Here is a 16,432-nt window from a genome sequence, read left to right on the forward strand (position 1 = left end):
GAAGGGGGACAAGGGAGAAATTTTTATGATAAGTGATTAGCCGGACATGATATGAAAGGGGATAGGGGACAGGGAAAGTTGATCAGCTAATCTGCTTTAATATTTGAATTACCAATTATCGATGACAGAAAATTTATTTATGTTGAATAGGAATTTGGATAACAAATTTTGTTCCTTGACCGACTGTCGAGAAACAGTTGAGACTCCCACCATGTTTTTCACAAATAATTTGATAGCTAATTGATAATCCCATTCCTGTGCCTTTGCCAATCGGTTTAGTGGTAAAGAAGGGATTAAAAATTTGCTGTTGAATGTGTTCTGGTATCCCAACTCCGTTGTCGGCGATCGCAATTTCTACCAAATGTTCAACCACTGATGTACAAATTGTAATTTGGGGATTATTAGTCATTTTGCTATTCACCACAGAATCTTCTAAAGCATCAATAGCATTTACCAAGAGATTCATAAAAACTTGGTTCAATTGTCCTGCAAAACATTCAACATTGGGTAGTGCCCCATACTCTCGCACAACTAAAATTTCTGGCTGAACTAATGTAGTTTGCAAACGATACTGCAAAATTAAAAGTGTGCTGTCAATTCCTTCGTGGATATTGACTGGTTTAAACTCAGCTTCATCTAAGCGAGAAAAATTGCGTAATGACAAGACAATTTCTTGAATTCGCTGAGTCCCAACATTCATTGAGTAGAGTATCTTACTCAAGTCTTCTTGGAGAAATTCTATATCGATCGCATCTTGTAGAGTCTTAATTTCTAGTGGCGGATTCGGGAAGTGCTGATGATAAAGCCGAATTAAATGCCAGATATCTTGGTTATATTGTGCCAAGTGACTGAGGTTTCCGTGAATGAAGTTCACAGGATTATTAATCTCATGAGCAACTCCAGCTACCATCTGCCCCAAAGCAGACATCTTTTCGCTTTGAATCATCTGTACCTGCATAGTTTGCAAATTTTGCAAAGTAATTTCTAACTCTTGGCTTCTCTGTTCTAACGCTTCTCGTGAACTCTCTAGTTCACTAATGACTTGCTTCAGTAAAAATTCTTTACCTGCAATATCGGTTTCTAACTGTCTGCGTTCTGTCTCACAACGTTCTAGCTTTTTTTGGAGAATGCGATTGGTTTTTTCTAGCTCTTTGTTGATTTTGGAGTTATTTGCATTATCCATAATGCCTTAATTGGTTCCCATCAGTAGTGTGACAAATGTTTTGTTATGAAATTGGGTTTGTCCTTTGTCTATTAAAGGAGCAATTTCACCATAGGCATAGAAACCACAGCAGGGCAATGTCTTTGGCAAATGCTTTTTGAAAAGCTGATACTCTTCACTGGCAAATGTTCCGAGAATTCGCCGCCGGGCTGCACAAGAAATTAATAAAGCTGCTATGGGGTTCGCGTCAGAGAAATTGGCTAAGGCATCTCGCAAAGATGCCTCAGAGGCTAGTAAAATATTTTCGCGGGATGCATCTGTAATCTGAACGATCGCCTGCTCAGGAATGTCTGAGAAAAAAGTCACGCTACCAGAATGCGGATCATAACTATTCGGAGCCCGCATATAAAAATGCTCATCATCTTCAAACACCGCCAATGCATGAATGGCATAGTTAACAGTAAACTTTTCAACTCCCAAATAGTGCTGATAAAAATCTAGGGCGCGTTGTCCATCGATTTCATAAACGACATTACCACTGACTTTAGTCACGCGGCTGCGTTTGCCGATGGGAATCCAACCACTCGCAACTCCATAAGAAAATCGTATCTTTCCACAAAACAGTAGTACTGGAACAGAATCGCTTAAAACTTCATTCTGGAAAAATTGATAAGTCTGAGTAAAAGTGGCATCATCCGCTGTCATGCCACCAATGATGGGGATTTGCTCTCCAAGACTCTGCTTTAAGCCTGCTAGAATCACAACCCCATTGCTGGTTAGGCTATCTGGAAAAGTTAAACACAATTGTGGCTGAATTGAACTTTTTGTTTTTGCCATTTCCACCGCTTGTTGAGCAACCAACATCGGATTTTTGGATACACCCCGCCCTAGTCCAGCTCTAATCTCTACCTCGTCTGAGGCGAACACCATCAAGGTGAGGGAGTCTTGCTGAAAACCCATGCATGATGAGATTTCTCCGTTAGTTGTGCCACCAATCAACTCAATCCCAGCAAAAGCATCTTGAATATACTGTAAAATTAGCCCATGGTCAAAATCGATCGCTGCAAATAAAACTCCAGCTTGAGGCGTTTGGTTGCCAAGAGACAGTCTGCATTGTTCGATAACTTCTACGATCGCGCTTAGTGAATCAGGATCGATACTATGACCAACAGCGGCTTTAAACATTGGTGTCTCCATGAAGTGAGAATATCTAGTGTGCTGACTCTAGTAGAATCAGCACATTGTAAATCTACTTCTTAGGATTCCCGTTGAGTTACATCAAACTTCAGAAAAGTTGGCTAGGCTAACATGATCTGGAGTCAGATTAAACTTTAGAAACTGCGATCGCACTGATATCTCCTTTTCTCTTAAACAAAACTCGTGGCTTGAGTAAGATTTTAAATAGTAACAAAAATGAACCAAATTCACCTGGTATCTCTTGACGTTTCCATTGCCCAGGACGACAAAACAACATTTCTATCAATCGGCGATGTTGATTCAGGCTTACTGATTCAAATCTAACTCGCACTGTGGGGGATTCATCATTAAATCCAGTCCGAACAATCTCTCCGGATAATTGAAGGTTTTCATCTACAAGTTCTATATTGACTAACTGATCGATTAATAAATTGCTGGTGGGGATTTGTGTTAAAGCAATTTCTGCACCTACTTCAGACATCATTGTGGTGACACCCCATAAATTTTGCTTGCCCACTTTTAAACGCACAACTCGCTGCAAATCAAACCACTCGTAAATATCTTTTCTAGGCGCATCTATTAAGCTTAATAAAGCAATGCAAATCATCATTAAATTGTAGGCACTCCATACCCAACCCAAACTTATTCCTTTGATTTGCTCAGCAATTTCTGGGTTTCTTGTAGTCATCCAAAAACTTAAATTTAGCCACAAACTCACAGTTGTAGAAATAAACAAGATAATTAGAGGTAATGCCAATTTCCAGTTGAAATGATAGCGATTAGTAGCTATACCTTTGGGTGTGACTTTAAATCCTTTGGAGAAGGGATTAAGCATGACTTGGATAACAGTAAACGCTAAAGGAAAGCAGATGACAAGAAAGTAAATATCTGATAAAAAAGCTGAGCGAGAGCGTTTATTTAACCAAGCATATGTGGTCAAGCTAACTAAAGAAAAAGGCAACCAAAAATATACTATTTCTCTGAGTGTTGCTTTAATGGGAATCACACCCAAGAATGAAAAAGCTAGTGGCATTAACAGAAAATAAACACGAGAAATGCAAGTAAACCAACCCAAAAATCCCTCAAAATGAGCTAGTCTCTGAAAGATACTCAAGCCTGGAATTGTTAAAGGATTAGATTTGATAAAAAATCCTTGTAGTGTACCGCGCGCCCATCGTAAACGTTGAGTGACATAACCAGCAATATTTTCTGCTGCTAAGCCGGCGCTTAATTTTTCATTTAAATAAATTACATTGTGACCTTGAGCAGTCAAGTGAATTCCTGTAAAGTAGTCTTCACTTAATGAATCGATCACAAAACCCCCACTAGCTTCTAGTGCGCTACGCCGCACAACAAAGGAAGTGCCAGAACAAATTACACTACCTGCTGCGTCTTTCATCGGCTGGATTAGTCGATAAAATATCTCCTCATCAGAGGTAATAAGATTTTCTAAACCTAGATTATGGGCTATGGGGTCAGTGTTGTAAAAGTTTTGCGGCGTCTGTACCAGACCAATTTTTTCGTTTTGAAAGAAGCCAACAGTACGAGTAAGAAAGTTTTTTGTCGGGATAAAATCAGCATCAAAAACCACAATTAACTCACTATTGGTGTTAGCAAGTGCATGATTTAAATTTCCGGCTTTGGCATAACTATTATCGAGTCTAGTTATATATTTACAACCCAATTCTGCTGCTAAATCTCTAATTTCTGGTCGCTGAGTGTCATCAAGCAGATAAATTTTTTTATTGGCATAATCAAGAGCTTGACAACCAATAATCGTCCGTCTGAGAATAAACTCTGGTTCGTTGTAAGTAGGTATGAGAATATCAACGGATGGGTTAAAACTGCCATGAATCACAGCTAGTGATTTTTCGTCTGCTTCTCGTTGACGGTCTTTGATATTCAACATGAAAAACAGTTGTAGGGTATTCACCACTAGCATGACGATTTCTAAAAACAGCAACCCTAGACTAAATAATCCATTGAGAGGATCTGCAACATTCAGGGTAGAAAGCGATCGCCAAATAAAATATCGCAAGGTGAGAAAAATTAAAATTCCCACTACCAACCGATGCGACCAAACACGAGGTTGGGGTGAAATCTTCATGACTATATATACAACCAATAACAGTATCACAGTTGGTGCCAGCAAATATTGAGCTGTGACTTTTGGAGGTTCTAACCACATTGGTGGCTGTTGCTGCCAGGCATGGATTTGAGCGAAAATTTCACTAATGCTGCCTTGTTTGGCAAACCACCCCGCCAGGATAATGCTGAATAAAGAAATGATCCCCAACAGAATCAGCGTTGGTATTCGCAAGTGGATAACTCGCTGAGGAACAAAAGCTTTAAAGGTTTGGTAGCTGAACTTTGATACTGATATTTCGCGCTTCTGCACCTGAAATCCTCCTGAAAAACAAAAAATTTGATCTGATTATTGTGACGTATTTTTTGAAAAAATGTAACAAAAAATTAATGATTAATATTTTCCTTAAATAAAAATTGAATTAATGTAATTTATGGCACATAATACTACTGTTTACTTGGGTGATAAGTTTTTATAAACTATTAGACTATTTAATTAAGGAGTAGGGAGTAGGGAGTGGGGAGTAGGGAGTAGGGAAAAGAGCATTTATTCTATTTATTGCTCGCACCTAAAAGCACTACAAACGTAGCAGTCTTTACCATTAATTTTGATAGTAAATACGTTTGTAGTCAGGACTTTAATCCTCTGATATGAAGTACCAAGGTGCTGACTTATATTTATGAAACAGACCATTCTAGGAATCCTATTTGATTTTTTAAAAAAATCAGTACATCCCCAAAAGGTTTCTTCCCTACGCCCCACTCCTCTTTGACTTATCTGTTAGTCGTATAAAATTTATGCTGAATTCTGATTGCTGAAGGTTAATCTGCATTAGTTACTTAACTTATCTACGTAACCAGTTCTTCGTAAATTCGTTCTTGACAAATATTAAACAAATTCTCAGCCTAAATTAATTCTGGCGATCGCACAAAGTTTTAAATTGTTATTAGAGATAAATTTGAGGACTTTCAAAGTATGAAGTTACAGCATTTAGCCATGATTGCGATCATCAGCATTGCAACTATAGGATGTACAACAGAGGTAAAATCAAATTCTGTAGAGACTCCAGGAGAGTCTACAACACCCGTAGAGACACCCGTAGCGACTCCAGCGGCCAAACCTGGAAACTTTAAGAATGGAGAACACCCCACCACAGGAACTGTCAGTATTGTTACCGAACAAGGAAAACGCTATCTAGAGTTTTCTGAGAGTTTTAAAACTGATAATGGCCCAGATTTATTTGTAATTCTGCATCGTTCTGATACACCACCAATATATGGCATTAAGGAAAAAGACTATGTGAGTGTTGCACCTCTACAAAAAATAAGTGGTACTCAACGTTATGCCATACCTGATAATGTGAAAGTAACAGATTTTCGTTCAGTAGCTGTCTGGTGTCGTAAATTTAATGCTACCTTTGGCTATGCTCCTTTGAGTGGGAAGTAGTGAATTGGGAAGTCGAATACTGAGCAAAGTCGAAATATGAGGAATTTTTAAGATAAAAAACTTTAATTCTAGGTTTAAAGTTCAATAAAAAAACAGGTGTGGTATGGAATTAGCAGATTTTTTGGGGCTTTTACATCCGGCGATCGCAGTTATTTTTGTATTTCCACTTATTGGTAATGTCGTCAACTTTGCTTGGCAAACACGCCAACGACGCTTGCAAACTTCAGACGGCAATAAAAGTAAAATTCCTCCAATCGTGGGTACAGAACATAGAAATTTAGGTCAATGGTTAACAGGTGCAGTTGTGGGATTAGTTTTGCTAGGTTTGGCCTATCCAATTGGTAAAAATATTCTCAAAAATCAATTATGGAATAAAGTACCTTTTCAAGTGGTTTTTATTTTGTTGATGTTTGCTGCAACTATCGCCTCTTTGGTTTTACTTTATCGGGCAAAGCAACGTTTATGGCGAGCAGTTTTTGCTACTTTAACCGGGGCAGGTGTAGTAATCCTAGGTTGTCAAGATGGAGTTTTTCGTCGTACCAATGAATGGTATTGGTCTCATTACTATATTGGGATTGCCGCAGCATTGCTGATGATTTTTTCATTGGCGATCGTTCAAGATATTTACCAGGATAGAACTCATCGCTGGCGAACTATTCATACAATTTTAAACTGTATTGCTTTGTTATTATTTATTGGTCAAGGTATGACAGGAACACGGGATTTATTAGAAATTCCTTTGAGTTGGCAAGAATCTTATGTTTATCAATGCGATTTTGTGAATAAAACTTGTCTAGCACCAAATCCCCAAGCACCAAAGTGAATCAAATTAGCAATGTTTTACCCAAAATAGACTTTTTTTCATTAAGGTTACGCCTGACAATTGGTATTGCTGCGTTCTCAACTTTAGGATTAGGTAGTCTCGCTATTTGGACGAGTTGGAGAATGCAGCAAATTTTAATTAATAGTCATAAATATTATATTCAACAAATTGCCGATCGCTTACCGCGTGATGTGCAACTCTATAGTGAAATTATACCACCAGAAATTGTCTTACAAAAAGCGATTAATAACTTAACAACTCCAAATACGTTTTTATGGGTAAAAGGTCAAGATCAGAAAATCTTGGCAAAATCTCCTAACTGGAATCTGCTATCTCGTGCAACAGCTACGGAGTTAATTTCTTTAACTGAAATGTCAAGTAAACCCCAAATCAATCAAATCAATCAACGTTACTTTATTTGGTGTGGTGGTACGATATCAGTCAAAGGTCAAACCCTGGGAAAGCTTTTCGTGGTACAGGATGTTACCCGCGAACAGAAAATGTTTACGGTGCTGGTACAAAATATCGGTATTGCTAGTATTTTGGTAATCACTGCACTTTCAGCTGCGATCGCATTTTATATTAAACGTTCTTTACAGCCTCTGCGTCAGCTAAGTCAAATGACAGAAGTTATTTCTGCCAGCGATTTACCAGAAGCAAAATTATATCTTGATCATGCACCAACCGAAGTCAAACAACTAGCTCAAACCTTTAATATGATGTTATCTCGCCTCTCTCAAGCTTGGGAGCAAGAGCGACAATTTGTGAGCAATGTTTCTCACGAGTTACGTACACCTTTGACAATAGTACATGGTTACTTGCAAAGTGTATTACGACGACAAAATAACTTAACAGAAATGCAAAAAGAGGCTTTAGAAACAGCTGCCTCAGAAGCAGAACGTACTATCCGTCTTTTACAGGATTTGCTAGATTTAGCTAGAGCCGACAGTGGTTATTTACATTTTCGCATGGAATCATGCTTGCTGAATGACTTAGTTACAGAAGTTGTAAGTATGGCTGATCGATATTGCGATCGCACAATGACAATTGAGTCAACAAATCAATCAATTGAAGTGATAGCAGACTACAATCGCCTCAGACAAGTATTGCTCAATTTGATTGATAATGCTGTTAAATATTCTGATGCCGAAACACCGATAGTTTTAAAGTTAAACCAACAAGGTGAAGAAGCTATTATTCAAGTTTGTGATCAAGGGTATGGCATTCCCTTACAACATCAAGCTCGCATTTTTGAAAGATTTTATCGTGTAGATGAAGCCCGCACCAGTTCTCAAGGGGGTTGTGGTTTGGGGTTATCGATTGTCAAAACCCTTGTTGAGGGTATGGGTGGTAGCGTCACAGTGCGATCGCGTCTAGGAGAAGGTAGTATATTTACAATTACTTTAAAAATTAAAAATTAATGTTCTTCTCGCTTTTAACTTTTAATTTGTTTAGTCGTCCTACAGTGTAATGGCAGTGTAACTGTAACAGTCGTGCCAACATTTTGCTCAGTTTCGATTTGAATCTCACCACCATGCAGACTCAAACACTTTTGCACAATCGATAGCCCTAATCCTGTTCCTTGAATTCCACCGACATTGCTAGCACGGTAAAAAGTTTGAAACAGACGAGATTGATCTTTGAGAGGAATACCAATTCCTTGGTCTTTGATCTGAAAAATTGCCATGCTATTGTGGCAAGTTAAATTAAACCAAATAGTGCTATTTAGAGAAGAATATTTAATAGCATTAGAAAGCAAATTCGTCAGGATGCAATTTAGCAAATCTTCATCCATTTGAGCATAGCTACATTCTCCTTGAGAGGTAAAAATAATATTGTGCTGGCTGCTGAAACTCATTTGCATAATATCTGTGAGTTCGCTACAGAAATATTCTAAATTTATGGGTTGAGGTTTATATTCTAATTTATCTACTTCAGTTTGACTCAAAAACAATATCTCATCTAAAAGCTGAACCATTTGATTGATAGCATTTTGAATTCGATCAAAGCATTTAGTCCGCCTTTCATCAGTTAGTTTATCGTTGTTATATTCGAGGATATCTATAGATGTCTGAATTGTAGTCATGGGACTGCGGAATTCGTGGGAAACCATGGCGACAAAGTTCGACTTTAACTCGTTGAGTTCTTGTTCTTTTGCTAGTGCCCGACGACTGCGTTCTTCACTTTCTCTTAGTTGGTTGAGAATTTCACCCCGTTCAATAGCATAGCGAATTGCACGTACTAGCCGTTGTATTGTTATTTGATCTTTGACGAGGTAGTCTTGTGCGCCTTGTGCTAATGCTTGCAATGCGACATCTTCATCATCAAGACCTGTCAATACCACAACTGGGATATCGGGCACAGCTGACCGATATTCTTTTAAGGTATCTAATCCTATGGAGTCTGGGAGACTCAAATCTAACAAGATGAGATCGAATCTGCATTTTTCTTGAGTTTTGATGTCGTTATCAAATGTGAGTGTAGAGTTTTCCTTACTGGCATCTATTGCCTCAGATAACTGTTCTACATGTGACATTCGCCACTCTTGTTGATCTGCACGTAAAAAAATATGCAGTAGCAGATGAGCATCAGAAGGACTATCTTCTACCAATAGAATATGAATATTTGCTTTCTCCATAAGCTGATGTATTTTTAAGTTGCATAATTCGGGTTCCTAGAAAGAAGCAAAGATACAATTTAAATGTTTGTAGTTGCGCTTTAGCACTAAATAAACCTTTCTCAATTGAGGCAAGGATTCAGGTCATACCAAAATCTCTACGAGATATTGTTGATAAAGGTTTCCGGGGATTAGTCACAAATTTATATTCTCAATAAGAATTGGGTAACGACCATATTTTTGGCCTTATTGCGACTAAAGGTATGTTAATAAGCGAAACTCAATTTTGAAACTGGCTTTGTGAATGGGTTTTAAACACCTGAATCCTTACCAATTGAGTTGTTCTGGCGGTAGTTTTGCTGCTACCAACCAAAAGTCTTTAATTAATTGCACAACCTGGATAAATTGGTAGACATCGATAGGTTTTGTAACGTAGCAATTAGCATTGAGATTATAAGAGCGTAATATGTCTTGCTCATCGGTTGAAGTGGTTAATATGACAACAGGAATTAGCTTGAGATTTGGGTCTGATTTGATTTCTGTTAATACTTCACGCCCATCCATACCAGGGAGGTTTAAGTCAAGTAATACTAAGTCTGTACGAGGGGCACTCGTAAACTCTCCCTGCTGTCGCAGATATTCTATAGCAGTTTCGCCATCTTCTGCCCAATGCAAGTTATTGGCAATTTTGGCATTCGAGAAACCTTTAATTGTGAGGTTAGCATCGCTAGGAGAGTCCTCAACTAGCAAAATTTCAATGTGTCGAAGTGCCTGATTGTTAACCATACAGTTATTAAGCGTATATAAGGAACACTCTAATAAGGTAGCTTAATTGTGATTTAAGGTTAAATAAAATATTGTTCCGACAGTTGGCTGTGACTCAGCCCAAATTCGACCACCGTGACGTTCCACAATTTTTTTGCAGATAGCAAGACCAATACCAGTGCCAGAAAACTCTCGACGAGTATGCAGGCGACGAAAAACATCAAAAATCCGCTCAAGATACTGGGGTTTAATGCCAATGCCATTGTCCTGTACCCAAAACAACCATTCGTTTTCACAAGGGGTGTAGGAGTGTTCGTATTGATGGAGAATTGAGCTTTTTAAGCGAGTACTTACCAACAAATCACAGCTATTCTTGCCATCACCTTTAACGACACCAATATGTATTTGGGGTGTTTCTCGGCAAAACTTGATGGCGTTGCCAATGAGATTTTGGAATAACTGCACTAATTGGGTTTTGTCTGCAAATAGCTTTGGTAAAGGTTCATGAGTGATGATGGCTTGACTTTCTGCGATCGCCACATGTAAATTACTAAGAGCCGAGTTAAGGGCGCTATTGCAGTCAACACTAGTAAATTGTTGACCGCGAGTTCCCACGCGGGAATAAGCTAACAAATCTTGAATCAACCGCTGCATTCGCTTCGCCCCATCAACAATGTAAGCAAAGTATTCTTGAGCAGAATCGTCCAATTTATGTCGATATTCTTGCTCTAATAGTTGGGTGTAGCCCGTCACAGCTCTTAATGGTTCTTGTAAATCGTGAGAAGCTACATAAGCAAACTGCTCTAACTCTTGGTTAGAACGTTTCAGTTCCTCATTCAGCTTTTGTAATTCTGCTGTTCGTTCATGAACTTTAATTTCTAATTCTACCTTGGTCTGTTTGAGCGCTTGCTCTGCCAGTTTGCGGTCTGTAATATCGGTATAAGTGCCCACCCATTCTTGAATCTCATGATTGGCATCAAACACAGGAACTGCACGCGCCGCAAAAAATCGATAACTACCATCAGCAACCCGCACGCGATGCTCGGCTTGATAGAGATTTTTGGTTGCTAGCGCTTCCGTCCATAACAACTTTGTCAAGTTTTGCTCTTGGGGATGAATTGCATCTAACCATCCTCGCCCCTGGATTTCTCCATCACTTTGTCCAGTCAAAGTTTTCCAAGAATCAAAATCTCTTGGCATTCCGCTAGCATCAGCTATCCAAACAGCTTGAGAGGTAGCAACTACCAAAGAACGGTAGCGTCTTTCATTCTCTTCTAAAGCAATTTCTGCAAGTTTGCTTGAGGTGATGTCTTGAAAGAAAATTGACAGTCCTTCACTTGAAGGATAAAAGCAATTTTCAAACCAGCGCTCCCAAGTAGAATAATACGCTTCTATCCGAATAACTTGTTGTTTTGCTACAGCTTGACAATAGGATTGATAAAACTGCTCTCCTACAGCTTCAGGAAATAATTCCCAAATATTTTTACCAATCATGTCTTCGGGACGACGATTTAAGAGCTGTCCTGCCTTTTGATTGACATAGGTGTAGCATGAGTCACAATCAAGAGCCACAAAGGCGTCTGTGATAGTCTCTAGAATATCTGCCAGTTTTGCTTTTGCAGCTTGCTGTTCCAAACGAATAGCTTCTTGAGATAAAGCTTTGTTAATGCGAATTTGCTTTTGCAGCAATAAGTAAACCATCATCAGCAAGACGAAACTCAACACATACACCAGACTGATCACAATGATGATTTGATAAAAACGAGTATCTGTTGATGCTGTCCGCTCTTGTAATAGAGCTTGTTCTTCATCATCCATTGTTTGCCTAATTGCCTGGATTTGTTGCCGTATTGTTATACCTTGCTCGCTGATAGTTATTTGACTTAGCTTGGCTAAACCTGTTTGCTCAAACAATTTGATTGACTGCTCTAGCAAGGCAAATTGCTGAACAATTAGAGGCTGAAGTGTATTTAGTCGATTTTGTTGATGATAATTATCAATAGTTAATGTGCGTAGAGCTTGAATCTCTTGGTATACTTTTTGCTTTCCTTCAAAATATATTCTTTGGTGATTTAATTTTCCTGTGAGAATATAACTACTTTGTGCGCTTTCTGCATTACTGAGACCAATGTACATATGATCTAGGCTTTCCAAAACTTGATGAGTATGAATCACCCATTGCTTTTCTTGTGCCAATCTTTGAATACTCAAATAGGAAACTGCTCCAGCACTGCACAGCAACACTAATGCTAAGCTAAAACCGCCTACAACAAACTTTTCTGACAATTTTTTCATAGAATAATCGCAGAAGTATAGCTAATAACTAAGTAAGTTTTGTTGTCAGTAGTAAGTTTTTACCCAACTCTGAATAAAATAATACAGTTTTGATGTTTAAATAACATCAAAAAGTTATAAAGTTATGTTAATATTAATTTTTGTTAAAATTTGTGGCAGTGGGTTTTCGGATTGCGATCGCACCAAAGTAAATTAAAACCAAACGTGAAACTTACCCTAGTGCTGAAGCAAGAACAAGGCTTTAGACCCTATTTTTAGGTGACAATTTTCAAGTTTGCAAGACATAAGTATTTGAATTATATCCAAAGAATAACTAGAGCAGGGAACAGGGTTAAAAGTCCTTTTTTATATGACTTTGTTCTGAAAAATTGTACATTATTTAACTACGGTCTGCTGTATAAAATCTATTAAATTGAGATAATTTAAAATTATTTAATCGTTTAAAATCACTTTCCTGATGCAATTTTTATTTTTTCAGCTTTCAGTTATTTAAATTAAAAGATATAACTCCCGGATTTTGGTCAAGTAAATTAGTTTTAAATGCTTGTTTTTTCTCAAAAAATTATTAACAATAAATATGTTGTATCAATACATTTGATGTATTGATATGATTGTCGCCAATCAAGGTGATAAACGGTCATACCTTAGTTTAGTCCGCTTTTGCGGACTTTACTTATCAAGCGGAGTAAGCTGTTTCACATATAATTTGCATAATTAGGGCAGGCAAGATGCCCACCCCACAAGAGTTTTATTTAATTTGATTATGTAATTTAGATGTTTTTTAGCTTATCGCTTATCTGAACTAAAACTACAAAAAACTTGTTGCTCATAATATACAAAGATTATGGTTTTTATTCAGTTGTAGCTGCTCCTAAAAACTCATGGCATTGAATTTGTTATATATTCTATTTTACCTAAATTATCCAGATGATTAGAGTGTTGTTTTACTTAATATTGTTTTACGTAATTTTGTTTTACATCATTTCTCCAAGTGATGAATACTAATTCGTAATTCAAGGATAAAAACTCAACTAAATTTAAAATTTGATTCTCTACGATCAGTAGAGAATTTAAATCTCCACTGATTGCAACGTCCGATTTTAAATGTGGGTTACCTATTCCCTTTAAACGCTTGATATCGACCTAGCGCAATTAAAGGAAAGTATTGTTGATAGAGATGATACTTAATATAAAAATGGCCAGGAAAGCCAGTACCTGTAAATTCTGCTTCGTACCAAGTGCCATTTGGTTGTTGTGTTGCGACAAGGTAGTTAATTCCCCGTTCGATCGCATCGAGGGCTAATTTGCCAGTTGCCTCACCTGCCGCGATTAATCCAATTACAGCCCAAGCTGTTTGAGATGCTGTACTATGTCCTTTACCTTTGAGGCTGGGGTCATTGTAGCTAGCGCAAGTCTCACCCCAACCCCCATCAGCATTTTGACATTCAACTAACCAAGTTGCTCCCCTTTCTATGTTGAGTCGGTGTTTTTGCGGTGTAATCAAAGCCAAGGCTGATAAAACTCCGCTCGTACCGTAAATATAATTTACACCCCAACGTCCATACCAGCAGCCCTGATTTTCTTGCTCGTTTAGCAGATAAGTAAGCGCCCGTTGGAGGTTTTGACCATCAATAGACATGTTGCAAGCACCTAGCATTTCCAGCACTCTAGCTGTCACATCTGCGGTGTTGGGGTCGATCATGGCTTTCAAATCTCCATAGGGAATGGAGTTAAGCCAATCTTGATTATTATCTAGATCAAAAGCTGCCCAACCGCCTGGTTGGCACTGCATCGAAGCAACCCAATTGAGGGCGCGATCGCACGCAGCCTGTTTTAATTGTTCATTAGGGAGTTTTGCTGCATGTAAAGCCATCACCACCACAGCAGTATCATCGACATCTGGGTAGAAGCGGTTATCAAACTCAAACGCCCAAGCCCCCGGTTTTCCCTGGCGATTTTTGACAGCCCAATCTCCGTAATCAAGGATTTGCTTTTGCAGCAACCATTCTCCAGCCTGCACTACTACCGGATGATCTGGTGCTAACCCAGAATCAATTAAGGCACGTATTACCCAAGCTGTATCCCAAATTGGTGAAACACAAGCTTGGACTCGGTAGGTATCTGCTGTTTCTATGGCAAAATTATCAATTGCCTGCAAACCCCGCACCACAATCGGGTCATTTGAGTCATAACCTAGACATCGCAAAGCCAGCATGGAATTTAACATGGCCGGAATAATGCCACCCCAGTCGCCTGTAGCTTCTTGCCGTTCTAAAATCCATTTTTCTGCTGCTTTGATGCCTTCTTGACGCCAAGGTACTAAATTGAGGCTTTCTGCCAACTTGAACCCTTGATCGAGGGTAAGAAATAAATCTGTCCAATCGCCACTGCGGGGTAACTCAAACTGGACTTGATCTATACCTTCTCTGTATAGTTCATCTAAATTGATAGCTGGATTAATGGGAAAAACAGGTTTGCGATCGCAGACAATCAGCAATGGTACAGTACTAGATCTAGCCCAACTCGACATTTCATAAATATTGATTGGGAAAGCTGGAGGCAAAAACATCAACCAAGGCGGTAACGAAGGCACACCACGCCAACTGTAGCAGCCAATTAAGGCTAGGTGCAGCTTAGTAAAAATCCGAGTTTTGCTGATACCGCCTCGTTGGAGAATAAAAGACCGTGCCTGGATCATTGCTGGATCTGTTGCTGGTACACCCAGTAACTTTAAAGCCGTGTAAGCTTCCACTGAGGTACTCAGTTCTCCGCCATCCCCATAAAAAAGCTCCCAGCCTCCATGCTGCCGTTGCTGTTGACGCAGATATGCTTCAACCTTATGCAGTGGTCTTACTTGGTCTGTTCCCCAAATTTTATGCAGCAAAACAGCTTCAGCAGTAATAGTGACATTAGATTCTAACTCTGCCCACCAATACCCAGTTGGATATTGAATCGAAAGCAAATACTTTTGGCTAGCTGCGATCGCGGCTGCGATTTGATTGACTTCTACCCTATTTTGTCTTTGCATCAAATATTGTCCAACCTCAACACCTAGTTATTAAGTACACTATTACCGTGAATAAGGGAACAGGGAACAGGAGATGAGGGAGATGAGGGAGAAAGATAACCACATATCTCCCATTCACTACTCCCCACTCCCCACTCCCCATTTTGAATTAAAACAACACTATGGCTGCGATTATATTAGGACTGACGCTTTTATCTTTAATAATTTGGTTGGGATTATTGAGTTTTTGGGGGCAGTTTTGGCGAACAGACCAGCAATTAGAATCGAGAAATACTACATTCAATATCTCTACGCAATCATTTCCTACTGTTTGTGCAATCATTCCGGCTCGAGATGAGGCTGATTTATTACCAATTACCTTGCGATCGCTCCTACTCCAAGACTATCCTGGTACTCTCAACGTACTCTTAGTAGATGATCGCAGTACAGATGGTACAGCGGCTTGTGCAGAGGGTGTTGCTTACGCTATAGATAAATCCCAGCAATTGCATATTATCTCTGGCGAAACTCTACCTAGCGGTTGGAGTGGTAAACTCTGGGCAGTTGAACAAGGTATTAAAACGGCTACAGAATCTCTACCAGCACCTGAATATTTCTTTCTCACGGATGCAGATATTGAACATGATATTAGTAATCTCCGCCGTTTAGTTGCTAAGGCCATACAAGAAGATTTGGATTTGGTGTCTGTAATGGTACGTTTACGCTGCGAAAGCTTTTGGGAAAAACTGTTAATTCCAGCTTTCGTCTTTTTCTTCCAAAAACTCTATCCTTTTCGTTGGGTCAATAACCCAAATAATCCCATCGCCGCTGCTGCTGGTGGTTGTATCCTCATTCGCAAAGACGCTTTAGAGCAAATTGGCGGTATCCAAACCATTCGCCAAACCCTAATTGACGATTGCGCCTTAGCTAAAGCCGTTAAAGAGAAGGGGAGAGGGGAGAACACGGGGACGCGGGGAGAGGGGACGCGGGGACGCGGGGACGCGGGGACGCGGGGACGCGGGGACGCGGGGACG

11 protein-coding genes are annotated in these 16,432 nt (G+C 39.2%); 4 read left to right on the plus strand and 7 right to left on the minus strand.

Translation table 11 applies throughout. From position 1 onward, the window contains the following. Nucleotides 1-133: 133 nt before the first annotated feature. The 3 genes from AC5JMF_RS21325 to AC5JMF_RS21335 all read right to left on the minus strand — a co-directional run bounded on the left by AC5JMF_RS21325 (nucleotide 134) and on the right by AC5JMF_RS21335 (nucleotide 4,757). The gene (locus tag AC5JMF_RS21325) at nucleotides 134-1,183 is read right to left on the minus strand and encodes a sensor histidine kinase (RefSeq protein ID WP_495797712.1); all 1,050 of its coding nucleotides are present in this window, start codon (nucleotides 1,181-1,183) and stop codon (nucleotides 134-136) included. Between the two features lie 6 nt (nucleotides 1,184-1,189). Continuing rightward, a complete protein-coding gene (locus AC5JMF_RS21330; RefSeq protein ID WP_495797713.1) occupies nucleotides 1,190-2,347 on the minus strand; it encodes an FIST signal transduction protein in 1,158 nt (385 codons plus the stop codon). Nucleotides 2,348-2,486: 139 nt separating this feature from the next. Continuing rightward, entirely contained in the window at nucleotides 2,487-4,757 is a 2,271-nt protein-coding gene (locus tag AC5JMF_RS21335) for a glycosyltransferase (protein ID WP_495797714.1), read from the minus strand. Nucleotides 4,758-5,420: 663 nt separating this feature from the next. On the opposite strand from AC5JMF_RS21335, the gene AC5JMF_RS21340 reads away from it, so the two are divergent. The 3 genes from AC5JMF_RS21340 (at nucleotide 5,421) to AC5JMF_RS21350 (ending at nucleotide 8,135) form a co-directional block, all read left to right on the plus strand. Beyond that, the gene (locus AC5JMF_RS21340; RefSeq protein WP_495797715.1) at nucleotides 5,421-5,891 is read left to right on the plus strand and encodes a DM13 domain-containing protein; all 471 of its coding nucleotides are present in this window, start codon (nucleotides 5,421-5,423) and stop codon (nucleotides 5,889-5,891) included. A 103-nt stretch (nucleotides 5,892-5,994) separates the two neighbouring features. Next, nucleotides 5,995-6,714, plus strand: a complete 720-nt coding sequence (locus AC5JMF_RS21345) for a DUF4079 domain-containing protein (RefSeq protein WP_495797716.1) — start codon at nucleotides 5,995-5,997, stop codon at nucleotides 6,712-6,714. Next, nucleotides 6,711-8,135: a sensor histidine kinase gene (locus AC5JMF_RS21350; RefSeq protein ID WP_495797717.1), complete on the plus strand. Its 1,425-nt coding sequence runs from the start codon at nucleotides 6,711-6,713 to the stop codon at nucleotides 8,133-8,135. Before AC5JMF_RS21345 ends, AC5JMF_RS21350 begins: the two co-directional genes overlap by 4 nt. A 14-nt stretch (nucleotides 8,136-8,149) precedes the next feature. Here the strand turns inward: AC5JMF_RS21350 and AC5JMF_RS21355 are convergent, their stop codons facing one another. From AC5JMF_RS21355 to shc, 4 genes are all read right to left on the minus strand, one after another. Beyond that, complete coding sequence (locus tag AC5JMF_RS21355) at nucleotides 8,150-9,352, minus strand: sensor histidine kinase (protein ID WP_495797718.1); 1,203 nt, start codon at nucleotides 9,350-9,352, stop codon at nucleotides 8,150-8,152. A gap of 306 nt (nucleotides 9,353-9,658) precedes the next feature. Then, nucleotides 9,659-10,117, minus strand: a complete 459-nt coding sequence (locus AC5JMF_RS21360; protein ID WP_495797719.1) for a response regulator — start codon at nucleotides 10,115-10,117, stop codon at nucleotides 9,659-9,661. 42 nt (nucleotides 10,118-10,159) lie between these two features. Beyond that, on the minus strand, nucleotides 10,160-12,391 hold the full coding sequence (locus tag AC5JMF_RS21365) for an ATP-binding protein (protein WP_495797720.1): 2,232 nt from the start codon (nucleotides 12,389-12,391) through the stop codon (nucleotides 10,160-10,162). 1,111 nt (nucleotides 12,392-13,502) lie between these two features. Next, nucleotides 13,503-15,419 (minus strand): squalene--hopene cyclase, encoded by a 1,917-nt coding sequence (gene shc, locus AC5JMF_RS21370; RefSeq protein WP_495797721.1) that lies wholly within the window; start codon nucleotides 15,417-15,419, stop codon nucleotides 13,503-13,505. Nucleotides 15,420-15,580: 161 nt separating this feature from the next. Between shc and AC5JMF_RS21375 the strand changes: the two genes are divergently transcribed. Then, nucleotides 15,581-16,432 (plus strand): glycosyltransferase (locus tag AC5JMF_RS21375; protein ID WP_495797722.1); only part of this gene is annotated, 852 nt, incomplete at its 3' end.

Source organism: Desmonostoc vinosum, assembly GCF_059505385.1.